The sequence below is a fragment of the Phycisphaerae bacterium genome (genome assembly GCA_028714855.1).
In the GTDB taxonomy this organism is placed as follows: Bacteria; Planctomycetota; Phycisphaerae; order Sedimentisphaerales; family Anaerobacaceae; genus CAIYOL01.
In genome coordinates this window covers 29,877-55,471 of sequence record JAQTLP010000001.1, presented here as the reverse complement: position 1 = coordinate 55,471, position 25,595 = coordinate 29,877, and the positions used below count along the sequence as shown (strand labels likewise).

At 49.4% G+C, this 25,595-nt stretch carries 22 protein-coding genes and 1 other RNA gene; 10 read left to right on the top strand and 13 right to left on the bottom strand.

Annotated elements, in window-relative coordinates; genetic code table 11:
* Positions 1 to 7 precede the first annotated feature (7 nt).
* Positions 8 to 907 carry a polyprenyl synthetase family protein gene (locus tag PHG53_00250; protein MDD5380057.1) on the bottom strand — a complete coding sequence of 300 codons (900 nt, stop codon included), beginning with the start codon at positions 905 to 907 and terminating at the stop codon, positions 8 to 10.
* A 91-nt stretch (positions 908 to 998) separates the two neighbouring features.
* Here PHG53_00250 and miaA point away from each other — a divergent pair, with 91 nt between their 5' ends.
* Positions 999 to 1,928, top strand: coding sequence for a tRNA (adenosine(37)-N6)-dimethylallyltransferase MiaA (gene miaA, locus PHG53_00245; protein ID MDD5380056.1), 930 nt, complete (start codon positions 999 to 1,001; stop codon positions 1,926 to 1,928).
* Positions 1,929 to 1,946: 18 nt separating this feature from the next.
* On the opposite strand, the gene PHG53_00240 is transcribed toward miaA, so the two are convergent.
* The 4 genes from PHG53_00240 to PHG53_00225 form a co-directional block, all read right to left on the bottom strand.
* A complete protein-coding gene (locus tag PHG53_00240; GenBank protein MDD5380055.1) occupies positions 1,947 to 2,528 on the bottom strand; it encodes a hypothetical protein in 582 nt (193 codons plus the stop codon).
* A gap of 64 nt (positions 2,529 to 2,592) precedes the next feature.
* Entirely contained in the window at positions 2,593 to 3,084 is a 492-nt protein-coding gene (gene nrdR, locus PHG53_00235) for a transcriptional regulator NrdR (protein MDD5380054.1), read from the bottom strand.
* A 633-nt stretch (positions 3,085 to 3,717) separates the two neighbouring features.
* Positions 3,718 to 4,590 carry a thymidylate synthase gene (locus tag PHG53_00230; protein ID MDD5380053.1) on the bottom strand — a complete coding sequence of 291 codons (873 nt, stop codon included), beginning with the start codon at positions 4,588 to 4,590 and terminating at the stop codon, positions 3,718 to 3,720.
* Entirely contained in the window at positions 4,591 to 5,226 is a 636-nt protein-coding gene (locus PHG53_00225; protein MDD5380052.1) for a hypothetical protein, read from the bottom strand. It lies immediately after the preceding gene.
* Between the two features lie 110 nt (positions 5,227 to 5,336).
* On the opposite strand from PHG53_00225, the gene ribE reads away from it, so the two are divergent.
* From ribE to rsmA, 3 genes are read left to right on the top strand one after another with little or no spacing between them, the layout of a single operon-like run.
* On the top strand, positions 5,337 to 5,978 hold the full coding sequence (ribE, locus tag PHG53_00220) for a riboflavin synthase (GenBank protein ID MDD5380051.1): 642 nt from the start codon (positions 5,337 to 5,339) through the stop codon (positions 5,976 to 5,978).
* 16 nt (positions 5,979 to 5,994) lie between these two features.
* Positions 5,995 to 7,086 carry a 4-hydroxythreonine-4-phosphate dehydrogenase PdxA gene (pdxA, locus tag PHG53_00215; protein ID MDD5380050.1) on the top strand — a complete coding sequence of 364 codons (1,092 nt, stop codon included), beginning with the start codon at positions 5,995 to 5,997 and terminating at the stop codon, positions 7,084 to 7,086.
* On the top strand, positions 7,076 to 7,954 hold the full coding sequence (gene rsmA, locus PHG53_00210; GenBank protein ID MDD5380049.1) for a 16S rRNA (adenine(1518)-N(6)/adenine(1519)-N(6))-dimethyltransferase RsmA: 879 nt from the start codon (positions 7,076 to 7,078) through the stop codon (positions 7,952 to 7,954). Before pdxA ends, rsmA begins: the two co-directional genes overlap by 11 nt.
* On the opposite strand, the gene PHG53_00205 is transcribed toward rsmA, so the two are convergent.
* Genes PHG53_00205 through PHG53_00195 form a run of 3 tightly spaced genes read right to left on the bottom strand, consistent with a single transcriptional unit; the run spans position 7,951 to position 13,072 of the window.
* A complete protein-coding gene (locus PHG53_00205; GenBank protein MDD5380048.1) occupies positions 7,951 to 8,805 on the bottom strand; it encodes a fumarate hydratase in 855 nt (284 codons plus the stop codon). The genes rsmA and PHG53_00205 overlap by 4 nt on opposite strands.
* A 2-nt stretch (positions 8,806 to 8,807) precedes the next feature.
* Positions 8,808 to 11,162: a hypothetical protein gene (locus PHG53_00200; protein MDD5380047.1), complete on the bottom strand. Its 2,355-nt coding sequence runs from the start codon at positions 11,160 to 11,162 to the stop codon at positions 8,808 to 8,810.
* An 11-nt stretch (positions 11,163 to 11,173) separates the two neighbouring features.
* Positions 11,174 to 13,072 (bottom strand): SpoIVB peptidase S55 domain-containing protein, encoded by a 1,899-nt coding sequence (locus tag PHG53_00195; protein MDD5380046.1) that lies wholly within the window; start codon positions 13,070 to 13,072, stop codon positions 11,174 to 11,176.
* Between the two features lie 149 nt (positions 13,073 to 13,221).
* Between PHG53_00195 and PHG53_00190 the strand changes: the two genes are divergently transcribed.
* Entirely contained in the window at positions 13,222 to 14,010 is a 789-nt protein-coding gene (locus PHG53_00190) for a hypothetical protein (GenBank protein MDD5380045.1), read from the top strand.
* A gap of 15 nt (positions 14,011 to 14,025) precedes the next feature.
* Positions 14,026 to 15,009 (top strand): RluA family pseudouridine synthase, encoded by a 984-nt coding sequence (locus PHG53_00185; GenBank protein ID MDD5380044.1) that lies wholly within the window; start codon positions 14,026 to 14,028, stop codon positions 15,007 to 15,009.
* Between the two features lie 36 nt (positions 15,010 to 15,045).
* On the opposite strand, the gene PHG53_00180 is transcribed toward PHG53_00185, so the two are convergent.
* From PHG53_00180 to PHG53_00165, 4 genes are all read right to left on the bottom strand, one after another.
* A complete protein-coding gene (locus PHG53_00180; GenBank protein MDD5380043.1) occupies positions 15,046 to 15,729 on the bottom strand; it encodes a TrkA family potassium uptake protein in 684 nt (227 codons plus the stop codon).
* Between the two features lie 14 nt (positions 15,730 to 15,743).
* On the bottom strand, positions 15,744 to 17,528 hold the full coding sequence (locus tag PHG53_00175; GenBank protein ID MDD5380042.1) for a potassium transporter TrkG: 1,785 nt from the start codon (positions 17,526 to 17,528) through the stop codon (positions 15,744 to 15,746).
* Between the two features lie 61 nt (positions 17,529 to 17,589).
* Positions 17,590 to 19,686 carry an ATP-dependent DNA helicase RecG gene (gene recG / locus PHG53_00170; GenBank protein MDD5380041.1) on the bottom strand — a complete coding sequence of 699 codons (2,097 nt, stop codon included), beginning with the start codon at positions 19,684 to 19,686 and terminating at the stop codon, positions 17,590 to 17,592.
* 15 nt (positions 19,687 to 19,701) lie between these two features.
* Entirely contained in the window at positions 19,702 to 20,373 is a 672-nt protein-coding gene (locus PHG53_00165) for a protein-L-isoaspartate(D-aspartate) O-methyltransferase (protein ID MDD5380040.1), read from the bottom strand.
* A 156-nt stretch (positions 20,374 to 20,529) separates the two neighbouring features.
* On the opposite strand from PHG53_00165, the gene bioD reads away from it, so the two are divergent.
* The 4 genes from bioD to PHG53_00145 all read left to right on the top strand — a co-directional run bounded on the left by bioD (position 20,530) and on the right by PHG53_00145 (position 24,711).
* Positions 20,530 to 21,270, top strand: a complete 741-nt coding sequence (bioD, locus tag PHG53_00160; GenBank protein ID MDD5380039.1) for a dethiobiotin synthase — start codon at positions 20,530 to 20,532, stop codon at positions 21,268 to 21,270.
* A 93-nt stretch (positions 21,271 to 21,363) separates the two neighbouring features.
* A complete protein-coding gene (gene nadB / locus PHG53_00155; protein MDD5380038.1) occupies positions 21,364 to 22,977 on the top strand; it encodes an L-aspartate oxidase in 1,614 nt (537 codons plus the stop codon).
* 67 nt (positions 22,978 to 23,044) lie between these two features.
* An RNA gene (rnpB, locus tag PHG53_00150) (RNase P RNA component class A) lies at positions 23,045 to 23,380 on the top strand.
* A gap of 74 nt (positions 23,381 to 23,454) precedes the next feature.
* Positions 23,455 to 24,711, top strand: a complete 1,257-nt coding sequence (locus PHG53_00145; protein ID MDD5380037.1) for a hypothetical protein — start codon at positions 23,455 to 23,457, stop codon at positions 24,709 to 24,711.
* A 117-nt stretch (positions 24,712 to 24,828) separates the two neighbouring features.
* On the opposite strand, the gene PHG53_00140 is transcribed toward PHG53_00145, so the two are convergent.
* Entirely contained in the window at positions 24,829 to 25,590 is a 762-nt protein-coding gene (locus tag PHG53_00140; protein MDD5380036.1) for a hypothetical protein, read from the bottom strand.
* Positions 25,591 to 25,595 lie beyond the last annotated feature (5 nt).

The following is a 25,595-nucleotide window of genomic DNA, read 5'->3' as shown; positions in this document are numbered from 1 at the left end:
CTTCCGATTATCTCGTTCTTTCCAACAGGGCGATTGCGAGATTTCTGAGGGTGTCGGCTTTTTGGCCGAATGGTTCAAGCACTGCTGCCGCTTCATCGGCCAATTTTCCCCCGAGCTGTTTTGACTTTTCCATTCCGATGACGGCCGGATATGTTACCTTGCCCGCTTTAACATCTTTACCGGCAGTCTTACCCAAATGTTCGCTCGAAGCACAAACATCAAGTATGTCGTCTGCTATCTGAAAGCCCAGGCCGATCTTAAGGCCGTATTCACAAAGGCGGTTAAAGTCACTATCCTTTGCCTGTCCACAAATGGCTCCCATAGCAGCGGCGCAACGGAACATCTTGGCGGTCTTGTTGGTATGGATATATTCCAGAATTTCTTCGCCGCCTCGGCCGTTTTCAGCTTTGAGGTCGGCCATTTGACCGGCAATCATACCGGCAGGACCTGCCGCCTTCGCCAATTCGCCAATCAATCTGACCGCGATAGCTGCGTCGTCAATTTCTTTCGCCAAAATCTCAAAGGCAAGCGTCAAAAGGGCGTCGCCTGTAAGAACAGCCGTCGCCTCATCAAAGGCCTTATGACAGGTCGGAAGCCCCCGGCGAATGTCGTCGTCATCCATCGCCGGCAAATCATCGTGGACAAGGGAGTAAGTATGCACCATCTCGACCGCCGCCGCTGCAATTTCGGCATTGCGATTTACCTCGCCGCTGATAAGCTCACAACACCAGAGAACCAGCGCCGAACGCACCCGCTTGCCGCCGGCTTCGAGCGTGTATTTGATTGCCTCTTTTAAATCACCGCTAATACCCGTCTGCCCGGCAACAAGGCGGGACAGCGTATCATTTACAAATTGCGCTTTCTCGCTCAACCGGGCATTAAAATCGTTATTGACAATCTTGTTCACAGGCATATGCGGTTCAATGAAAGCTATAATTTTGCGTTTTTGACCTAAACTTCGTATTATACCCGTTATTGACGGATTTTCACAGTAAATTATGAATACCAGCAGTTTGTTAATAATAGGCGTTACCGCATCAGGCAAAGGACGATTGGCCTTTGACTTGGCTGAAAACCTGGGTGCTGAAATAATCAGTATCGACTCGATGAAGGTCTATCGGCGGATGGATATCGGCACAGCCAAGCCGCCCCGACAGGCGCAGGAACGAGTCAAATACCACCTCATCGATGTGGTTGAACCAAGTGAAGATTTCAACGTCGGGAAATTTCTCGATTTGGCCTACGACGCGGCTGAGCAGATAAAAAACCGCAAAAAGAGAATAATCGCGGTCGGAGGAACCGCCCTTTATATAAAGGCCCTGCTGTATGGCCTGTTCGAAGGGCCGGGAAGCGATAAGCAAATACGTGCCGAACTGCAGATCGAAGCAGAAGCCGGAGGTTTGGAAGAACTGCACCTGCAATTAGCCGAAATCGATCCTGTCACCGCCGAGCGCATCGGCCGCAGGGACCGCAAACGTATAATTCGCGCCTTGGAAGTTTACAAGCTCACCGGAAAACCAATTTCGAGTTTCCAGCAGCAATTCGACGCAGAAAAACCTTTGCACGACTGGACGATAATCGGGCTGCGAAGGGAAAAAAGCGTTGAAAACAGCCGGATAAACCTGCGGGCAAAAAAAATAATCGAAGCAGGCCTTGTCGATGAGGTCAAAGCACTGCTGGCCGAAGAAAAACCCTTAAGCCAGCAGGCCGGATGCGCAATCGGCTACGCTGAGATAATTGACCACCTGAACGGTAAGATAAGTTTAGAGGATGCCGCGGAGCTGATAAAGAAAAACACGCGGCGTTTCGCCAAGAACCAGCGGACGTGGTTTAAGACCTTTAAAAACGTTCACTGGCTCGATATTGACCCTGATGAACAACCGGAAAAAATTCTCAGCCGAACAAAAGCAATAATAGATGGCAAATAATAATCGATATGATTCTGCTTAGACGGCCTGGAGTTGCCGCTGGGCCTGCAGGAACGCGGCGGTATCACTTAAAACAAGCTGTTTTAACAGGCCGGCCGGGACCGAAGTCATACCCATATTGAATATTTTTTCCTCAACCATCGAGGCAATCGTTCTGGCAGTTTCCCTGGAAACATCGTAGTCGGTTACGAGGTCATTGACTATTTTAGACTTGTCCCAGCGGCTCCGGCGCGGCGATTGCTGAACTCCGTAGAGCATTTCGGCATCGGCGAGCTGCTTAATATCAACCAAAACAACCTCGGTTCTGGAACGTTTAAGCTTGCGGTTTAAATGATGCTCGCTTATCGCAACCGCGGCGCCTTCATACTCTGTGGCGGTCAAAACCGCCTTGATTATCGAGAGGATTTCGCTGCTGGCTACGGTGCGATGGGTTTTCCCGCGATAAAGATAATAAGTTACCACATCCGCAAGCTGCTCGGCGACGTATATATCGGCCTGCCCATCGCAAGCGAGAGCATTGCTGAGAGTGCCGATGACCTTTGTGTGCAGATATTCTTCGACGCTGCTATCGGCCTTTACAACTTTAAGCCGCACGTTCATCCCCACCATTTGCCTCCTTGCAAAAATTTAATGATGGCTCAACTATCCTGGTAATTTTTATCTCTCAGGCATCAAAAAGCTTCGGCTGGCCGCTATACTCGGCCCGCTGAATGGCCTGACTTACTTCTTGAATCAGTTCACCTGCATCTTCAAAGTCCCTGTAGACACTTGCAAAGCGAATATATGCGACTTTGTCAACTCCCTGCAGGTGCTTCATCACGCTTTCACCGACAAAAGCCGACGATACTTCCTTGTCGGAATTCTTAAATATATCTTCCTCAACTTTGTCGGCTATCTGCTGAATCTGTTCAACAGAGACGGGTCTTTTGTAACAGGCCTTCTGCAAACCTCCGACGATTTTATCTCTGTCGTAAGGGACACGGGAGCCGTCCTTTTTGACCACACAGAGCTTAAAACTCTCACCTATTTTTTCATAGGTAGTAAAACGCTTTTTGCACGCCAGGCACTGACGCCGGCGCCTGATTACTCTGCCGGTATCGCTTGAACGCGAATCAACAACCCTATCGTGATCTTCCTTGCAAAAGGGACATCTCACGAACTAAGCCCGCCTCGAAAAATTTAACAAAAGCCATTTATAATTTATCAAAACAACACTACCTATCGCCTGCCTCTAAATTGTAACCCCAACATATAGTATGTCAAAGAAAATCTCGCAAAACTTTGTAAATAGTCAAAATGGGGGGTTGTTAAATCTTATTTTTGACGTTCTCAATCTACGGCAGGACAAACACTAAGGGAAAAAGTTTAAAAAAACTCACAGCTTTTTTTTGCTGATGATTTTTTTAAAAAAAGGTCTCTGCACCAGGGGCGCAGAGACCCAACTCGGAAAGAAACTTATATGGCCCCCCCAAAAAAATTTTCTCCTCACCCCTTGCATACCGCAAGAGAGTTTGTTTGCGTTCCTGCCTTGATGTTTATTCGCCGATTTTCCTCCGCAGCGGCAGGATAATTAAGCCAGGCTGATGATACAGAGTATCACTGAGCGGTCGTAACCCGGGAAAAACCGAAGTTAAACTTACATCGCTCCCTTTATCTGCCTGACCTCAATTAAAGTCTAATATAAAAATCGCAGATGGCCAAATGAAGATGCTCGTTTTTCTGAATCTTTATGAACAGCCCGATAAAGTTCGCAGGAACATCCGGTTTGTGCACCGGCACGCTCCGCATCCTATCGGGCAAGGCGTGACGAGTCGGGGTCTTTTGCCAATTTCTCCCTGGCCTCTTTTGTCATCATTTCAAAAGCAGGATGCGTGCTTTGCCAGGCGCGCCCGCCAAACGGACTTTGCCGCATCTTTTCCACTTCTTTGCCGGCATCCTTGAAATAGCTGCCGTAGATATGCAGTGAATCACTTATATCAACGTATCTGCCCACAGTTACCTGTCGATTGATTTTCGCGGAAATCTTCCCGGCAATTATTCTCTGGAGGTCGGTAAGAGCATAGACGTTCATAAACCAGGCCTTGTAAAGGTCCCTGCTTCGCCAGTGCGTATTCATATTGAGTGACATTGTGCCGTCGCAATCTATCAGCCGGCACCAGATTCTTTGCAGGCATGGCGGATGGCCCGTCTCCGTATCAACGCTCGGCATCCACGTTATCGCCTGTGCCCTTCGGGTGTGACTGACTTCGGAAAGTGCATCGATAATATATTGAATCTGGTCGATTTTTTCTGATGCCCCGCCTCGCGGATTTTCCATAGAGCAATAGGCAAACAGCCGCTGATGATAGGTATATGTCCACTTGCCGGCGGCAACGTCAACCCAATGGTCATGAATACCGTCGACAACTTCCTGTCGATATGTCTCGAGCTCAGCGGGACCGCCGGGAAAATTCTTATGGATTCTCGGCTCAGCGAAGGGGTTGGTTATGGTAACTATAACGGTCGCGTCTTTGCTGGGCGGGTCATCGGGTTTGTCGTACTGTGTTTTGACTTCAAGACCGTTGTCCCATACCGCCAGGACGGCTTTCTCCCACGCCTGCGGCAAACAATCAGCGGTGATTGAAATTACCGGCACACAACCGGCTGTCGTAATCGATGCCATTTAAGGAGATTCCTCCTCAATGGTACTATTGTAAAGTTCGGTTCCCGGTCTTTGTTTGTTAAATTCGCTTATATCCAGTTCTTGTTGTGATATCTTGTACCGCTCCCGAAACCGTTCCGGCATATCAATGAGCATTTTTTTTGCGTTATATGCATACCAACTGTCGGGCCATTTACTGATAATCTGCCGGCAGCTTTGGACCATAAGCATGTAACCCGTCTGCGGCAGTCGTCCCATACTGCGGCCTGACACGGCCACGTTCAGGAGCCGTTCGGCCTCTACCTTGTCTATCTCGGAAAGCGGACTGAAGTATAACTTGGCCGGTTCCGCAGATGGCTTAGCCGCAGGTGACCGGATGGGCTGATTTCGCTCCGGAACCTGCTGCTTTACATGCTCCTCCGCGGGCTTTTGGGCCGATTGCTCCGGCAGCTTAGGCGGCGATGAAAATTCCTCTTTATCTTTTTCGACCTGCTCGTAGAAGGTCTTCGGCCTGGCCTCCGGCTCATTTGCCGGTTCCGCAACTGTTTCTTTAGTTAAAGACTGAGGCCTTTCGGAAGACGAAAAAACACCTATCAGGACAATCACAACCGCAATGACAACCGCAATAGCCGCGATTTTCAACCAGAATGTATTCATCTGACCTACCCCTTTCTAATTGATAGTTGATAGCTGATTTCTTATAATCAATTATAGCGTCTGACCAGCTTCTATCAATAATCAATCATAAGAAGCCGGTAATAAATTTTATGTTCACAGGGATTATAAAGACAATTTGCACGGTAAAGTCGGCTTACACAGCCGGCGGCGGAATGCGTCTGGCCGTAGATTTGGGCAAACTGGCTGACGAGTGCAAACTCGGCGACAGTATAGCCGTAAACGGCGTCTGCCTGACTATTGCCCAACTGCGGGGCAGTCTCGCAGAGTTCGATATCAGCAGCGAAACACTGACAAAATCAACGCTTGGCAGGCTGAAATCTTCTTCGCCTGTAAATGTGGAGCTTGCTATGAAGGCAGCCGACCGGTTCGGCGGGCATTTCGTCCTCGGTCACGTCGATGGTATTGCAGCGATTAAGGCAATCAGCCGGCAGGGACAATTTGCCGATATAAAATTCGCAGCCGGTCCCGGCCTGCTCGCCCAAATGGTGGTCAAAGGTTCGGTCGCCGTTGACGGGATAAGTTTGACGATAGCAAATATGGACGCAGATAGTTTCAGCGTCTCGATAATACCTGAGACGCTGAAGCAAACTACGCTGGGACAGGCGAAAGCCGGCGATACGGTAAATATCGAAACCGACATAATAACTAAAACAATAAACAAGCAGCTTGAAAAGATTTTGCCGCAGAAACAATCGCTGACAACCGAAAGATTAAAAGAGCTGGGCTTTTAAGACGCTATACAAAAAGATGAACAAAAACAACAGCAACAATTCGATACGTGAGCAGATGGTCATCGGCATAACGATGGGCGAACCGGCCGGTATCGGTCCTGAGGTCGTTGTAAAGGCGCTGGCCAGGCCCGAGATAAGAAAAGCAGCGAGGTTTATCATATTCGGTATGAATGAGCAGCTTTGCTACGCAGCGGACAAAGCTGAAATAGAGCCGTTCTGGGACAGGTTCCAGCACGAAAAAATCAGCAGAGATTATCCGCATAAAGTCGTAGTGGCCGATTACGACGAACATCCGTTTCCGTCCTGGATTAAAGGTCCCAGCACGGTCGGCGGCGAAGCATCAATACATTTTTGCCTGGATGCTATCGAGGCGGCCAAAGCCGGTATAATCGATGCGATAGTAACAGCGCCGATCAGCAAGGCAAGCTGGAAATCAGCCGGCGCTAAATGGCCCGGCCATACCGAAATGCTGGCGGACAAGTGCAAAGCGCCGCGAAAGGCAATGATGTTTGTCGCCGGCCCACTAAAGGTAGCCCTCGCAACAATTCATAGAGCGCTGTTTGAAGTCCGGCATGAGTTCACAATCGGCCGAGTCTTTGAACCAATAGATTTATTGAATATCGCATTGAAGGAATACTTCGATATCGAAAACCCTAAAATTGGCGTTGCCGCCCTGAATCCCCACGCGGGTGAGGATGGACAATTCGGAGATGAAGAGCAGCGAATAATATCGCCCGCAATTTTGCTTGCGCAGGAACAGGGGATAAATTGTCAAGGCCCCTTTCCCTCTGATACACTATTCCTGCGAGCAACACGCGGCGAGTTCGACGCCGTCGTTGCGATGTATCACGACCAGGGAATGATACCCGTAAAACTTCTTGCATTCGAGGATGCGGTCAATATCACTCTCGGCCTGCCTATAATCAGGACATCGCCTGCCCACGGAACAGCTTTCGACATCGTTGGCAGGAATGTCGCCGACCCTTCGAGTATGGCCGCTGCCGTAACCACTGCTATTCAAATGGCAACGGTCAAAAAGGCACACCATCCGGTGCAGACCCCAGGCTTCGCCGAAAGACGAGCAAAGGCCGTCCCAGATGCAGACTAAACAGCAAATCATGCAGTTGCTCGCATCGGCAGGCGCCGAGCCGAACAAACGGCTCGGCCAGAATTTCCTCATCGACTTGAACCTGATGCGCCTGCTGGTAGACTCTGCCAATATTGATAATGGCGACATTGTTCTCGAAGTCGGCTGCGGCACGGGCTCGCTGACGCAGGCCCTGGCCGAGCGTGCCGGCAGGGTCATCGCCGTCGAACTGGATGAAACACTGGCCGAAATCGCCGCAGGAGAACTGACTAATGCCGGTAATGTCGAGGTTATCAATACCGATATTCTCGAAAATAAGAACACCATCAACCCGAATGTAAGTGACGCTATCGAAAAGGCCCGTAAAAATCGGCCGGGCAAATTTCTTTTGGTTTCGAACCTGCCTTACAGTATTGCTTCGCCCTTGATGATGAATCTGATAACAGGCTCGATAGTTGCAGATGCTATGTATGTTACGATTCAAAAAGAGGTCGCCGAACGAATGACAGCCGGGCCAAACGACAGGCACTACGGCACGTTGAGCATACACATGGCTGCGACAGGCGATGTGAAAACAGAAAGAAGTTTAAGTCCTTCGGTCTTTTGGCCCCAGCCGCAGGTCAATTCAGCAATGATAAGCTTTGTCCGCAAAACCGAAAAGGTCAGCCGGATTCAGAATATGGAGCTTCTCGGCGAGGTGATAAATCTCTTTATGCAGCATCGGCGAAAAATGGTAAAGGCCTGCACTAAATTTGCAGCCGGTGAGCTCACGGGAATAGACAATTGGCCCGAAATTTTTGAGAAGTGCGGCATAGACCCGCACAATCGACCTGAACAGCTTAGACCTGAAGATTTTATCGCTATCTCAAACCTGTGCAGCAAATCTTAGATGGCCGCTGATTTGTGCCGGTGACTGTGGCACTCGATATTGACTGCAACCGGCAGCGAAGCGATATGACAGGGGGCGGTTTCGATTAGACAAGCCAGTGCTGTGGTATCTCCGCCGAGGCCCTGCGGCCCGAGGCCGAGCGCGTTAATCCTGGAAAGTAAATCCGCCTCAAGCTGGGCATAAAATTCGTCACCATTTCTTTGCTGAAGATTTCGCAGCAGCGCTTTTTTGCTAAGCAGGCAGCTTAGCTCAAAATTGCCGCCGATTCCCACGCCGACAACAAGCGGCGGGCAGGCATCAGCGCCGGCCTGCTTTACAACATCGACAATCCATTCGATTATTTCTTCTCTGCCTGCTGTCGGATTGAACATCTTGAACCGGCTTTTGTTCTCACAACCACCGCCCTTTGCGATGACGGTTATCTTCAACTTATCACCCGGGACGATTGAGTAATGAATTACAGCAGGCGTATTTGAGCCGGTGTTTTTGCGTTTATTCAGCGGGTCGGCGACTACACTGCTTCTCATAAACCCATTTTTGTAACCTGCCGCGACGCCGGCGTTAATCGCATCGGATAATGTCCGTCCGCCATCTGCCTTAACAAACACCTCGCAGCCCTGCTCGACGAAAACAACCGCAAGCCCAGTGTCCTGGCAAAGCGGTATCTTTTCGTCCTTTGCTACGCGGGCGTTCTCGATAAGCTGTTTTAATATCTTCACTGCCGTTGGATTGGATTCCTTCTTTGCCGCATCTTCGAGAGCAGCCAGAACATCCGGCGGAAGCTCGTAGCCGCTTGCTATGCAAAGAGATTCGACTGTATCGGCTATTTTTTTAAATTCGATATTTCGCATAATCATCGGCCGCCAGCCCTCTTAAGGGCTTTCCCCTTTGGGTTTTTAACCGTGTCCGCTGTGGTAAACTCAAAGGTTTTATAGGTTGTATTGCCGAGGTCATCAGAGACCCTTACAGCGATTACATGTTCGCCGGCGCCCAATTGTTCGATAGTAATAGTGAAATCCTCTTCGGTAGTATCATAGACCAAATCGTCCGGCACAGCGCTTATCCACTCGGCGTTACTGTCGAGGGTGTAATCCACCTTGCCGATTGCGCTTAGCTGGTCTGATGTTTGCATCCTCAGCACTACGGCTCTTTCGCCGCTTTCAATAGAATACTTTTTAATAACCGGCCCGGTGTTATCAACAACCACCGGCTTAGTTATTCTACTGCCTGTTAATTTAGTTGCTGTGGTATTGCTTCTCTCGTCGCTTGCGGTCACTCTGAGTTCATAGCGTCCATCCTCAACTGTTCTGCCGTCCCATTCGAAGCTGTCTGTCTCCACCTCTTTTTTTAGCTCAATCCAGTTCTCTCTTCCGACTTTTCGAAAATCTATTTTGTAAATCAGCTTGTCGCCGTTATCGTCCTTGGTGTCATAGCTGATTTTCAACATACCCTTTTTGTCCGCTGATTCGATTCTCTCGGTGCTGACCGACTCGACTCTCGGCGCCAGATTTGGAACAGTATCAGCAACAGCAATCTCTCTTACAAGCGGACTCTTTCGGCTGTCTTCGGTTTGCAAAACGAGCTTATATTGACAGAACCTGCCGAGCGGGCATTTCATCTGCACCGGCCCGTTGACTTCGGCCGGGGCAGTCCAGCTTGAAAAAGTCGGGTCGTTAACATCCTTGACGTTTCCGCTGCGGCAGGCAGCCATAACTTTGCAGCCCTGCGGAATGTCGGCGTCGATTTGTAGCTTTCCCCAGTCGGCCGGCTGGCCTGCATCTACAGGGCCGGAAGTGTACGTTCCCTCGCGAGCAAATGCCCTGCCCAGCCTTATCAGCTTCGCAGGATTTGCCGTCCCGAGATAAACGTCATCGCCGGTTACGGCTATAGCGGCTATTTGCGATGCGTACTCATCCTTATAAATAATTGCCCTCTGTTCCAAGGCAGGGTCAACGGTAAAAGTCTTGCCGTCGTTTCCTGTCCCGATAAGCAGCTTCTGCTCCTGTTCTGCCATGCAAAAAAGGACTGCGGTCTCCGTAAATATATCTGTCACGTAACCATCTTTGCTTATCTTGTATATGCAACTGGCTTCGGCGGGTTTAGACGGTCGCGAAGCAGATATTCCCCACTGCGGCAGCTCTTCGTTGACGTCTTCCTTCGTATTCGCAATTTCAAGTTTCACCCCATCTTCGGTTTCAGGAACGCTTTCCTGCAGTTCTACTTCGACCTCTGGGCGACCGGCCGAAGGCTGTTGTGCTGGCTCAACCGGAGGCTGAACTATCTCAGCCGATGTTGCCGCTGCATATAAATTGCCGTCTGAGGCAAATAGAAGCGAGGCAATCTCCGTCTGGTCGCTGTCGTACAAAACAGTCGCTGTCTTATCGCGGGGGTTTATCTTATAAACAAGTCCGCGGCAGTCACTGCCTGCGTAAATAAAATTGTCCTTTCCGATTGCCAGCGAAAGTATGTTTTTGTCGCGGCTTTGATAAAGAAGTTGCGGTTCTCTGCCGAAAGAATCAAGCCGGTAGATTTTCCCCTCCGGCCCGGTGCCAAGATAAATATTACCGGTGCCGTCAACAGCTATCGCGAATATATACTTGGCGTCGTTCGGCTCGAAGATTACTTTGAGCTCCTTCATTTTGTCCGTTTCGAAACGGTACAGCACGCATTTGTCGCCGCTTACAGCGGCCAAAAGCCTGCCGGCCATATCGGTCGCCATTGCAAAAACATGCTTGTTCGCCAAATACTGCTGTGCCTCAACAATCTCGCCGTCAAGTTTAGTTAAGTCATTCGGCTCATTACCAGCTGGTTTCGTGTTCTCCGATTCCGGCGGATAAATTTTTGTCAGCTTGCCGAGGCTGTACTTGTAAATACCGCCGTTAGGACTTGTGCCGAGGTAAACGGTTCCTCCGCTTACAACTATGCTGTTTATCGACCACGGTTCCGAAGCGCTCTTTTTCGCATTTGTGTCCTCGAACTTCTCAACTATTACTTCGGCAGCCCGGCCAAGCTGAAGCGTTCCTTCTGAGCCGACCACAACATCTTTCGTCCGGCCTTTCGACAAATCCTCACTGCTGCTGTGCCGTGTGACTTTACTGGTAACCGCCCAGCAATCTGCTTGTGCCAAATGACACAAAAGAAAAAAACCAAAAACACAAAACCATAGCACTTGTGTTCTTGTGCTCTTGTGCTCTTTTTTGACTTTCATCTTCACTCCTATTATTCTTCCACCGTTATCTGCATAACTTTTTCATCGATAATAACTGTGCCTGTCGCCAAACTCTCTTCGAGCCAGCGCGGGTGCGGCTGGCTTCTCAATGTCCTTTTGACATCCTGCATGAGCAATACCTTAGTGGCCGGCAAATCAGGAAGCTCGGCCCCCTCTACCGCAATACCGGCAGCCGGCAGTACCAGGAGACAATACAATTTATCTCTGCCGATAGTAAGAAGATTATTCATAGCCTCAACAAGAGTATCCATATTCTGGGGAATAAATTTATACGGCGCAGTTTTCATAAGAAATTCCTGATAACCGCGGCCGCCGCATACAATCAAATCATATTTGCCCGGCGCCAGGTCGCGGGGTATTTTCAGGGTGCGGCGGTATTCTTTCTTTTCTGCCAAGAAAGATTCCACAACCACACTTACATCCAGATCCTGTCCAGCTTTTACCCTCGAAGCCGACAAATTGACCGACCATATTCTCGAAGTGACATTTTTCGGAACTATGCGAATATCAAAATTAATCGATTTTATGTCAACCTTCTTATACGGATTGTTCAAAAGCACCGTAACAGAGCCAATGCCTTCTTCCAGTATCTCCTCCAAGCCAGCACCAGTTGAGACGTTTTCAAAAACAACGGGAGCGGTTCCATCTACGTCAATAACTACCTTATACTCAACCGTATGGTCCGGCGGTAAACTGCCGACCATAAGGACCGCACCGGCCACAGCCGAGCGAAGCACCAGCGGAGTCAGCAGCTGATTGTCAGCGATACGGCAGTTATACACCCGCTTCTTGGCGTCATTGTACCGGTCCACCGTTATCACCAACGGTATCGTTTTGGCTTGTGCGCCGATTCGCCCGCAGACCGTCGTCGATTCATCTGTCGTCAGAGCGCCGACAATTTCGATGGGGCTGGCGAACTTGAAAGAACGCATCACGCTCGATGCTATCGTATGCACCTGGCCGGTGGCCATCGGCAAATCAATCTCACCGATATCGAGAAATCCGTGTCCAAAAGCATACACCTTATCGCCTGAAACTTCGGTTACCGTCCCAATCGCCGCCATTGTTATATCACCGCTTACAAGCGGAACTGCAAGACAGGCCCCCGGCGCCAACTTGACGTCGTTTGGCTGCCAAACGTTTTTTACTGCGTTTGATGTCCCTGCGCCAGAAACACCGGAAACAGCTGCAAGCCCGAAAGGTTCAATTGAGGCGTTTAGCTGCTCGCAAACTTCAGCAGGCAAACCGGAGGTAACCAGCGGACAAACCAAAGACGTCAGGCCGCCGCGGCTGTTTTTTGCCGGAAGACGGCTGGTTGTAATCTGCCTGTTAATTTCAGCAAAATCAATCGGCCTGGAAAAATCAAATGTGAAAGCAGGCTCCCGAATATCCCTTGCAGCTCCTGCCGCCCTAGGCTTGCCCGCCGGATTCCTCTGGTATCCGGCCCTGAGAATTTCTCTAATCGGTGTCACACGGTAAAGCGGGTCCTTGCTGAAAAAGTACGAGTATGCCAGCGCCCCGGCCATGCGCCCGTCAATATAAACCGGCGAGCCGCTGCAGCCCCACACCGGACCGCTGTGGATAAAACGCTCATCTGTCCCCTGGACCAAAATCGCATCTTTGCCAGGCTCTACATCGCGGACTACGCTCAAAACCTCCAGGCCGAACTTTTCTATCTCTGCCCCCTTATATACGGTGAGGCAATACGCCTCCATTCCGGGGCGAATTTCATCGACGCTTATATATTTTGTCGGGTCCCAGGAGCCCTCTACCGTGTTTTGGGGCTTTGGTTTATCCGGCTGCTCTCTGGCTAAGCAGAATGAACAGAGCAAAACCAGCAGGGAAAATAAAAAAAAACCTGCCTTCGGTTTTGCGAAAATTCTGAACATTTATGACCTTTCAATCGATTATTAATTAGAATTTTAGTCGCCTGAAAGGGCCATTGCAAGATAAAACAATTTTTGCTATAATGCCGGCTCGAGTCTATAATTGAATGTTATGGACGCTAATCTATTTCAGAACAGGATAGGAAGAACAAATGAAGGCCGAACATCGTCACGAACTAAAAACTAACGAATTAGCCGAGTGGTTAATAAACTTCCCGCAATGGGTGAAGAAAAATGCCACAACGATTATTTACGCTTCGGTAATCATCGTTGTGGCCGCAGGAATATACTTCTGGAAGGTATATGAAAAAAGAGTAGTGGCTAACCGTGAGCAGCTCGAGTTTACAAACTTCGTATCTCAGATAGCGCAGGGCAAAACTCAAATCATTCAGGCCCAGGCTCAGGGCATAGATACTGCTTATGCCCTCATTCAGGCCGCCGATAATCTCCAAAACATCGCCCAAAATGCAAGAAATGAGCAGATGGCTGCTTTGTCGCTGATTAAAGAAGCAGAAACACGACGGATGGAACTGCACTACCGCTTCGGCAACATTAGCAGACAGGACCTGGAAGCTCAGATAAACCGGGCAAAAGACACTTACACCAAAGCCATCGAGAAATCTTCGGCTAATCCTTCGTTGATGGCGATGGCTAAATTAGGCGTGGGATTGTGCGAAGAAGAACTCGGGTATTACGGGCAAGCAGAGCAAATTTACAGCGAAATAACCGCAAACCCCGACTTTGAAGGCACCATCGCCGCCGCCCAGGCAAAGCAGCGGCTGCTTACGATGTTAGATTACCAGCAGCAGGTGGTCTTCTTGCCTGCCCCGAAACAGCCCGTCGAATTTATACAGCCGGAGATTAAACTTGTATCGCCCGAAGGCATCCAAACTCAAGGTGGCACACTCGAGGCCCAAGACCTCAATGCGCCAACACAATAATACGAGCCAGGCGAGATGCAGGATGCAAATACTGACAGCAGCCGCTTAACACTCCACGTTGGAAACTCCGTCAGAGAACGACGCATTGATAAATACCTCCACAGACGGTTCAGCAACTTCAGCCGTGTTATGCTCCAGGAGATAATCAAAGCAGGCGGCGTCAAAGTCAATGGCAAACCAGTCAAGCCCAGCTTTCAAATAAGCCCCGCAGATATAATCGAGCTGACCCTGCCTGAGCTGCCGAGCAAAGATATTTTGGCTCAGGATATCCCGCTGAATATCATTTATGAAGACGACGACATAATCGTGCTCAATAAGCCCCACGATATGATTGTTCACCCCGCCCGCGGCAACACTTACGGAACGTTGGTAAACGCCCTCGTCTTTCACTCCGATAAGCTGTCGAGCGGGTTGGGCGAGTTCCGCCCGGGCATAGTGCACCGCCTCGACAAAAACACAACCGGAGTTATGGTCGTCGCTAAAAACGACATCGCTCAGTGGAAAATCGCAAAACAATTCGAACAGCGCAAGACCAGGAAAAGCTACCTCGCTATCGTTCACGGCACACCTGACTTGACAGCCGACAGGATAAATGCGCCGCTTGGCGTCAACCCGAAAATAAGAGAAAAATATGCAGTTCGGCCTGAAACCGGCAAGGAAGCCGTCACTTTTTACGAAGTCATCGAGAGCTTTCGCGGCTTTTCTCTATTGAAGCTGACCCCCAAGACTGGTCGAACGCATCAAATACGCGTTCATCTGTCCCACATTAAACATCCGATTGTGGCAGATGATATGTACGGCGGCAAGCTTGTCTATCCATGGCAATTGGCTGATAGCGAACCAGCCGTGCAGGAACCGATTATAAGCAGGGTTGCCCTTCACGCCTCGACGCTTGAATTCATGCACCCAACAACCAAAAAATTAGTAAAATTCGAAGCCCCTCTGCCCGAGGATATGCAGAACGCTCTCGTTCTGCTGCGAAAATATCGAAAAATCTGACAAAGACAAACATACAACCCATAGATTCGGCTGTTTTTACTTCTGCGGCAGTTTTGCGAGGTCGGCATCGGAGCCGGCTATTATCAGGATGTCACCAGCATAGATAATGGTCTCGGGCATAGGAACATTGATTATTTCATCCTTAGCTCTTTTGGCCCATTCGTGCTCGCCGCGTTTTATGGCCACGAGGTTCACGTTGTACTTCTGCCTCAACTGCAGGTCGAGCAGGCTCTTGTTGTGGAAGCTGGCAGGAGCTTCTATTCGAGCCAGACTGTAACCAGGTGCAAAATCTATCTTCTCCTCAATGTGCGGTGCGATAAGTTTATACGCCCATCGCTGGGCCGACTCAATCTCTGGATAAATAACCTCAGTAGCGCCTATCTTGGACAGGACTTGACCGGCAGTTGCGGTCTCCGCACGCGCATATATATTCTTAATGCCCATCTGCTTGATGTTGACTACAGTCAGAATAGCGGCCTCAAAGCCCTGACCTGTGCCCTGACCTATGCTTATTACGGCAACATCAACCTTATCAATACCCTGGGCCTTAAGAGCGTCCTCATCGGTGCTGTCGAGCCGAACAGCGTGACCTACCTGGTCTGCAATCAGCTCCACCACTTCTCTATTCTTGTCAATAGCAATGACCTCTGCCCCGCTCAACGCTAAAGCGGTAGCCAGCTTCTGTCCGAACCGTCCCAGACCTATTACGGCAAATCGCATATCCTAACTCCTGTTCATCCGACAATTATTGCTTCGTCCGGATAGTTATACCGAACCGGTTTAATGTTAAATGCAATCGCTGCCAGCAGCGTCAAAGGTCCTAACCTGCCGAAAAACATCACAACTATTATAATCAGTTTTCCTGCGGTTGTCAAAGAAGGTGTTATGCCTGTTGACAAACCGACGGTCCCCAGCGCAGAACCGGTCTCGAACATAATATCCAGCATAGTGAAGTTGTTTGCCCTTTCGGTAATACTCAGCGCCAGTACGGTTGTAAACAAAACGGCAACGAAAAACAGCGTAACAGTAATAGCCCTGTAAACAGTAACCGTACGAATCGAGCGATTAAACATCTCAATTTCCTGGCGCCTTCGCAGGACGGCAACAGCAGCCATCATTATCACACACAGCGTTACCGTCTTGATTCCGCCGGCGGTCCCGCCCGGCGAACCTCCAACGAACATAAGCAAAATCAGGATACACTTGCTTGCCGGTGCCAGCGCCTTGATATCAACGGTATTAAAACCGGCGGTCCTGGCTGTTATCGATTGAAAGAACGCACCACGCACACCGATGTTCGCGGTGGTCCCGCCCTGACCGGCATAGTGCTCAAATAGAAGCAGAGATAACATCCCGAAAACTATCAGGAACAAAGTTGCTGTAAGAACAATCTTGGTTTGCAGCATCATCCTCTTTGGCGATTCCTTCGGAAGGTAATATCGTCTGTAGAACAATTTCCCCAAAAATCTCTTTATTCTGTCAGCTGCAATGTGAATCAGGTCGTAAAGAACAATAAAGCCGAGGCCGCCCAAGATTATAAGCGGACAAATAATGACATATACGCCCCAGCACTTATTATAACTGACGAAACTGTCACTGAACAGGCTAAGGCCGGAATTACAAAAAGCGCTGATGGAATGAAATATGCTGAAGAACCACTGCTGTTGGATACTGGTGACTTTGCCGGGGATATTATCCCACATCCAAAAAAGCCCGACCGCGCCGGCTGCTTCGATAACTATTGCCGCGATAAAGATAAAAATTATCATATTGCTTATCCGGCCGACCGTGCTGGCGCTTAGCAAATCCTGCATCGCTGCTGATTCGCGCAGACTCAGTGCCTGGCCCAGCAACAGCCCGAATATTACACCAAACATTAATATGCCCAGGCCGCCGAGCTGAATTAGCGATAAAATCACCACCTTGCCCATCAAACTAAAATCTTTCCCGATGTCCTTTACGACAAGGCCGGTAATACATGTTGCGCTGGTCGCCGTGAATAGAGCATCAACCGCACTAACGTTTTCAGCAGTGGATGCCTTTGGCAGCATCAGCAGGCCTGCCCCGGATATTATCAAAATCAGGAAACTTGCAATTAATGTCTGGGCAGGGCTCCTGCCGGATGCAGCAAGCCTGACACCGGTCCTGCAAACCTTGATGACTACCTGTAAGACAAGATAAATCCCTACCGACCAGCGCCGAACCATGAAGGGCTCAATCTCTCCAAACCAGCGACCTGACCCCAAAACTGCTGCCGCGAGCGCAAGCAGAAGAGGAACCTCATACCAGTTTGCCCTCCAGAATTCCCTTTTCGAAACCGAATTAAACAGCCTAACAATCTTCTCAATTACGAACACAAAAAGCAAAGTCGCCTGAACGACATATAAAATCCTCACCGGGAATATCGGCTTATCAAAACCAAACAGCCATACAAACGTCGCCGCCACCGCCGCCGCTGCGAAACTGTTAACGCCGATTAAAACCTTTTCCAGCCGGTTGTTTTTGTAATGCATCTGCATAAATTAACACAGGTGTTTTACACTCTTTCTTCGCTAAATTCCAATAAATTATCACCGATGTTTAAGCCACATCCGCCAGCCCCAGCGAGTCGCCAAACTTCGCCAGCAGCGCCTGGCGAATATTTTTATGCTCCGGCTTCGTCAAAGCATGGTCTTCGGCGGCCAGCTCGAATGCATTTTTCCTCGCCATAGTCAACAGCTCATAATCATCTATGATGTTTGCGATTTTCAAATCCGGCAGACCGTGCTGCCGCGTACTGAACAGCTCTCCAGGCCCGCGCAGACGCAAGTCGTGCTCGGCTATCTCGAAGCCGTCGTTGCTTCTGGTCATTATTTCGAGTCTGCTCTCTGCCGCTTCCCTGTCCGTCTCGGCAAAAAGAAAACAATAGGATTTGGACTCTCCTCTCCCGATGCGTCCTCTTAATTGATGCAGCTGCGCCAAACCAAACCTGTCGGCCCCCTCGATGACCATTATCGTCGCATTCGGAACATCCATACCGACCTCTACAACGATAGTCGTAACCAGCGCGTTGATTTTGCCTTTCCTGAAGTCCGCCATAATCCGCTGCTTTTTTGCGGATGGCATCCGTCCGTGCAGAAGCTCTACCGTAAATTCCGGGAAAACTTTTTGAGAAAGATTTCTCCACTCGTCGGTCGCGGCTGCAACCAAGGCGTTCTCCTCGGTATTGGCAATCCGAGGATAAACAAAATACGCCTGCTTTTTCGCTTTCAATCGCTCCCGGATGAACTCGTATGCCTTCCGCCTTTCCTGAGGCTGGACCCGGCGTGTAATGACCTCACCTCTGCCCGGCGGTGAATGTTTTATAATAGAAACGTCCAAGTCGCCGAAAACTGTCATCGCCAGCGTCCGAGGGATAGGCGTCGCAGTCATAACAAGGCAATGCGGCGTCGAACGCTTTCGCAGCAGCAGCCGCTGATGAACGCCGAACTTGTGCTGCTCATCGATGACCGCCAGTCCCAGTTTCGCAAACTCTATGTCCTTCTGCAGCAGCGCCACTGTCCCCACGACGATATCTACCTTGCCGTTGCTTATCCGCTCCAAAATCTCTTTTCTTTCTTTCCCCGTTAGCCCTCCCGTTATCAAAACCCTTTTTACGTTGCTGCCCTTTAAATATCTCTCGATACTCAAAAAATGCTGATTGGCCAAAATCTCCGTAGGAGCCATAATCGCCGCTTGTGTCTTATTGGCAACCGCCAGCAGGGCCGCATAAAGAGCCACCACCGTTTTACCCGACCCCACATCACCCTGCAGAAGGCGGTTCATCGGCTGAAGTCTCGCCATATCGGCAGTGATTTCCGTTATCGCGCCGTTTTGGTCCTCGGTAAGCAAAAATGGAAAGCGTTTCCTGATTCGGCTGTCGATTTTCTCTGTGCATTTCATCGGCATCGCCGTCGCGAAATGCTGCCATTTATACCGCCGCACCGCTAATCCCGCCTGCATCAGAAACAACTCATCATATTTTAACCTGCGTTTCGCCTGTGCCAGTTTCTCCTCATCGCCCGGCTGATGTATCCATCGGAATGCGTCCTTCCTGCCGATTAGGTTTGTATCTTTTAAAAAACCCGGTTCATAAAACTCCGGCGCAAATTCATCCATGTTATCAAGCAAAGGGGTGATTATCCGCTTGATTTGTCTGCTGCTCAACCCGGCCGAAGCTGGGTACACCCCGCCGCTGAAAGATTCAGCCGACACAGAGTCTTCCTCGTCGAGTATCATAAATTTTGGATTGGTCATTTGCAGCTGATGCTTGTACAAACTCACCTTGCCCGAGACCATCATCATCGCCCCGGGTTTTAACTGGTCTCGCAGATACCCGCCGTGAAACCAGACAATCCTGCACACGCCTGTCTCGTCCGCCAGTATAGCCTCTAAAATAGGCGGCCTGCGGTAGCCCCGGTAATCTGTCGATTCGACCTGCCCGACTATGGTGACTGTCTGCCCTTCCTGTATTTGATTTATCTTTATCGGCTCGGATACAAAAGCCCAGTCCCTCGGAAAATACTCCAGCAAATCGCCGGCCGTCTTAACGCCGAGCTGCGCAAAGGTCTTCGCTCTCGCCGGCCCGACGCCTTTTAAGAACTGCACCGGCATCGATAAATCAATCTTGTCTTTTTGTTTTTCATTTAACGATTGCATCTTGGAAACAGAAAATTAATCCTCCGCCTCGTCAAAGCCGTATTTGCCGAGCAGCTTAACAAACCGGCAGTCACAAGCCACTCCGCAGGTGATTTTACCTTTTTTCTTTTCGCAGACCCTCAACTCCTGAATCCCTAAGTAACCGACAGGCCCGACTATAACGCCGCCCTCCGCAAGCTGTTCTATCAAAGGTTGCGGCATTTTCGGCACCGCCGCGGTAATGATGATGCGGTCAAAACTCCTCTGCTCGGGCCACCCGCAGCTGCCGTCACCTATACAAAATTCGACATTGCCGATACCTAATCTGCCCAAAACTGCCTGGGCTGACTCGGACAGTTCAGCGAACCTCTCTATCGTATAGACTTTTTTTGCCAGCTTGCTCAAAATAGCGGTTTGATACCCGCTGCCGGTGCCAATCTCGAGCACCTCGCAAAAATTATTCAGCCGCAGCTCCTGCGTCATCAACGCGACAATATACGGCTGAGAAATGGTCTGGCCCAGTCCAACAGGCAAAGGACTATCGGCATACGCCTGCGATTGATATGCCGCCGGCACAAATTCCTCCCGCCGAACTTCCTTCATCACTTTTAGAACGCCGGGGTCGGTTATGCCGCGGCCTGTCAGGTCCAGTTTGAGCATCTGTTCACGTGCCTTGGCGAATCTATCTTTGCTCTCCTGGCTGTTCATAGTGAAAGTATCGCTTTTTAAAGGCTGTTTTGCAAACAATTTCAGATGCCGATTAATCCATTGCTATCGCCGCGCAGGATAGTACAATACCGTATTATCGCAATGAATAAATGACTTTCAAAAAAACTTTTAACATCAGCGACAGCAGAGTATTTAATGCCGATTAATCTGAATCTACCCAAAAAGCCTGGCCTCTTTGTGACCGGTACCGACACCGGCGTAGGAAAAACCCTAATAGCCGGCGCCATCGCTAAAATTCTCATCGGCAAAGGATTAAAGGTCGGCGTATTCAAACCGATTGCCACCGGCTGCAAACACAAATGGGACGGCCTTATAAGCAGTGATACCGAGTTCCTTTTCCATTGTGCAAATAGCAATCTGTCTCTGTCGACAATAACACCCGTCGGCTACCGCACGCCGGCGGCGCCCATTGTCAGCGCAGCTCGCGAACACCGCGCAATTGATTTCGACAAAATCGCTGCTGCTTACAAAGATATATGCCAAAACAGTAACGTAGTTTTAGTCGAAGGCATCGGAGGCGCGCGCGTGCCCTTGACCGAAGAGTTCGACCTGCTGGATTTGGCCGTCGAATTCGCCCTGCCGGTGGTGATAGTCGCCAGACCAACTCTCGGCACTATAAACCACACGCTTATGACTATCGACTGCATCCGTGCCGCAGAATTGAAAATCGCCGGCACAATCGTCAATGGCTACAACGCTGTCGAATCAACCGCAGCCGAAGACACCGCGCCAGATGTAATCGCAAAATGCAGCGGTGTAAATGTCCTTGCTGTCGTCCCATTCGATGAAACCGTCAATATCGAAAAACCCAGTTTAGGAGAAGTCATTCTCCCTTCTCTTGCAGCCTGCGATTGGAAAGGGTTAGCTGGCCTGTGAATAATATAAAAAGCTGGTTTTCACCACGCCTTGGGGTATCATATTAATGGCTTTTATGACCGATTTAGATTGCTGTTTTTTGAAAGTTATACTATGGCAGGCCAGCCGGAACTAAGACGTTATCTCGTAAATGTCGATTCTGCCGCGACTCACCAGCTTTTCACTGATTGCCTAGTGGTTGGTGCAGGCATCGCCGGCCTTCGCGCTGCCATCGAAGCGGCTCAGCGATGCAGCGTCATCATCCTCTGCAAAGACTCCCTGCAGGAAAGCAACACATGGAAGGCACAGGGCGGCATCGCTGCGGTGCTTAACAAAACAGATACCTTCGAATCACATATAACCGATACGCTTAATACAGGCTGCGGCCTGTGTAATGAAGAAATAGTCGATTCGGTTGTTCGGCAGGGACCGGAATTAATCCGGCAGCTAATTAACTGGGGCGCAAAATTTGATTTTACCGATGGTCTCATTGCCGCTACACGAGAAGGTGGACACTCTCAAGCCCGTATCGCTCACGCCCACGGCGATGAAACAGGACGCATCATCGCGGAAACCCTCATAAATAAGGTCAGGGAAAATCCGAATATAAAAATAATAGAAAACTTTTACGCAATCGACTTAATCACAAATGATGAAAACCAGTGTCTGGGAATCATCGGCTGCGACAATCGCGGCCCGCAGATAATCTGGGCCGCAAACACTATTCTTTCCACGGGCGGTGCTGGTATGCTCTACCGCGAAACTACCAACCCCGCTATTGCAACCGCCGACGGCATCGCTATGGCTTACCGCGCGGGTGCCGTTCTGCAGGACCTCGAATTTATGCAGTTCCACCCGACGACCCTCTATATCGCCGGCGCCTCGCGTGCCCTCATCACAGAAGCCCTCCGCGGCGAAGGGGCAATCCTTATAGATTGTAACGGCTCGGCCTTTATGAAGGAATATGACGACGCCGCAGAACTCGCCCCGCGGGACATCGTCAGCAGGGCCATCCTCTCACAGATGCTTAAAACCAACTCCACTCACGTCTATCTCGACGTCCGCCATCTCGATAAAAAACATTTCACAAAAAGGTTTCCTACGATTAGCGAATTGTGCGAAAGTTTTGACATAGACGTCAGCTGCGATTTGATTCCAGTCCGCCCCAGCGCTCACTATATTATTGGCGGCATAAAAACCGATGCGCAGGCAAGAACAAACATCGCAAATCTTTACGCCTGCGGCGAGGTCGCCTCCACAGGCCTGCACGGCGCTAATCGGCTCGGCAGCAACTCCCTGCCCGAAGGATTGGTCTTCGGAAAAATAGCGGGAACAGCCGCTTGTGAAAACATAAAAATTGATATCTCTAACGTCAAACACCCGCTGATAAAATATCAGATTCCGCTTTCAGACCGCTCTCGCCTGGATACCGCCGACATCAGAAACTCGCTCAGGGCACTTATGTGGCGAAACGTCGGAATCATAAGAAAAGCCCAGCCGCTCAAAGAGGCCCAGGAAATTATCAAATTCTGGAACCGTTATGTGATGGACAAAGTCTTCGATGCGCCCCCCGGCTGGGAATGTCAGAATATGCTCACCGTCTGCCTCCTGATGGCCCGAGCCGCCGAATCAAGGCAGGAAAGCAGGGGCGTCCACTTCAGAAGCGATTTCCCGAAAATCGACGATGTTCACTTCAAAAAACATTTCGAAATTAGGCGGGCGAAATAATCGATATTTTGGTATAATATCTGCACCCGTGCTGAACAAAGTAATAAATAGAAAATAATAAATAAAAAGAGCGGGTCGGGCGGTCGCTCCGCACCACAAGTGCGGGGAGGAAAGTCCGAGCAGGACAGGGCGCGGTGGTGGCTAACGGCCACCCGGGGCAACCCGAGGGATAGTGCCACAGAAAATACACAGCCGAAAGGCAATGGTGAAATGGTGCGGTAAGAGCGCACCGCGCTGCTGGTGACAGCAGCGGCAGGGTAAACCCCACCGCCTGCAAGACCAAGTTTGCCGGTGCCCGGCCCGGGCAATACCGGCGGGTAGGTCGCTTGAGCCGGCTGGCAACAGCCGGCCTTAGATAAATGACCGTCTAAAACAAAACTCGGCTTACTGACCCGCTCTTTTTATTCGATTATTTATCGCGGACTGATTATCCTAATCGGCATTTGACCCAAGACCCTTATAGGAGGTTCGACACAAGTGATTAAAAAATGCTATTGGAAAATCTTATTGGCCGTGCTGTCCATGGCATACAACGTACAGGCAAAACCTAAGGTTGTCGACTGGACAATTCTTTCAGATACACCACTTAATGTGGCAGGATTGTTTATTGATAAAGACAACAAAACCTTCGTGAAAGCGGCGGGGCATTCCCTCTGGATAAATAACAATCAAGTGAAGATAGACCAATACGGTTATTTTATAAATGGATTCGTAAAATACGGCACAGTTCATCTGGTCTTTCGACCAGACGAACAAAATATAAATATTTGTTCTATTGTAAAAGATATCGCTCTTGAAGAGCACATAGTAATCGAAGATTTCCCCGCAGGGACAGTAGTTTTGGGCGAGGAACAAGTCGTTTATGTTCCGGGAGAGAGTGATGCTTATTACCTATTAGGTTATCGCAAGCAGACATCATCGAATCCTGTCGAGGCTATGAAATTTTGGATATCAGGCGGGCATGGCATCCTTTATGACAAACCTCTTTTGGCAGAGATACGAGGCCAGAAGTTACTTAGCTACGAGATGCTTCGTTACGGCGGGAAGACAAATGAATCTTATCGTATTAAAGAGGTGCTGACAGGAAAGGACAAAATTCGCTTTTTTGGATTCAGGACACAGAAGCAAATTGGAAGCGGAAACTACCCCTACAATATCCCGGATGTTTTGTACTACACCGAGTGCAACACGAAAAAGAAAAAAGTAGTACGAACACAGGATATTTACGAAAAGAGTCCCTATTTTAACGAAGAGGGTAAGCTGAGGCAGAGCGCTTATTGGCACGTATCGGCAGATAATTTTAACGATGACCTGTTTCTCGTCTTCTCGTGGCATGATTACCATTCTGCCAAGAGAACAGATATCATAGAAATGAAAATGGAAAATATTAACACCCCCATTTATTACTCTCAAAACAACGGTAAGGGTTTTGGTAATGCTGAGATAATAGGCAAAGGTATTCTCCCATTAGCAAGAGCTGATTCTGTAGGGAATATTCATGTTATCTGGGTTGATAGTAATGGCAATGTTGTTCATAAGGTAAAAAAAGATGACAAATGGAGTAACGAGCAATTTATATTAAATGGGGTAGATGCGGAAGACGTATGGGAGGGTATGTGTCAGGGTGAGTGGTTTTTGCAAAATATGTACGCAGAATTTGATAGCGACGATAATCTCAATCTGGTCTTTACATCGAACCGGAAATTGGTGTTAGCGAAAGTTAAGCTCGATTGAAATCCGTTTCTGTGTTCCCTGTGGCTTAAAAAATCAGCGCAATCAGCGATTAAAAAATCTTTGCGCAGCAGTTCCACAATTTTTATTTTTGATTTTTAATCTTTGATTTTTCCTTCGCTATTCTTCCAGAGCGAACGGGTCTTCGCCCGACCATATGTAGTTGTCCAGCTTGACTTTGACACACACGATATCGTCATAAACGCACATCACGATTTTGCCTCCGCCGAGCGTGAGATGGTCGAACTTCAAACCACTGTCCAGGTCGTTCATTCTCGATGTCAGCACAGGTGATTCGTCCAATTGCAGCAAAACAGTTCCCAGTGTCTGATTGATAAGCATCCCGCAAATGCCTACCTTTTTATTGTCCTCGGCAACCTCGGCTATGTCCTTCCGCATGTTCTCTGAGACCTGCTTGAGAATTGCGATTTGCCTTGCGTCTTCGTTGGCGTACGGCTCATTAAGCACTTTCGAGTCCAATACCATTTCAGTCTTAAACACAAGCCTTTTCCTCGGCCAGACAAGCAGGCTCTCTGTCTTCTCGTCTATCACGAAAAAGCTCTTGCGGCTCGCGGTTGTCTCGTTCTCGTCGAAAGCAATAAGATTGAACCACATCTTGTAGCCTTTTTTATTTGTTCCCTGCAAAGCAATAATATTTTTGGTCTGACTAACCAGCCCCTCCTCAGGTTCCTCCTGAGTTTCCTCGTCAGGTTCGGTAATAATGGCAAGCACATCGGCAGAGGTGCTTTCCTTCAGCGTCGTCTCGTGGTAAGCGGCGGAAAGTGTCCTGTCGCCGGGAGATTCGACATCCCACTCCTCGGGAACAGAACAGCCGCACAATACACAACAGCCCAATACTGCTAATATTTTTGCAACTCTCACAGCAT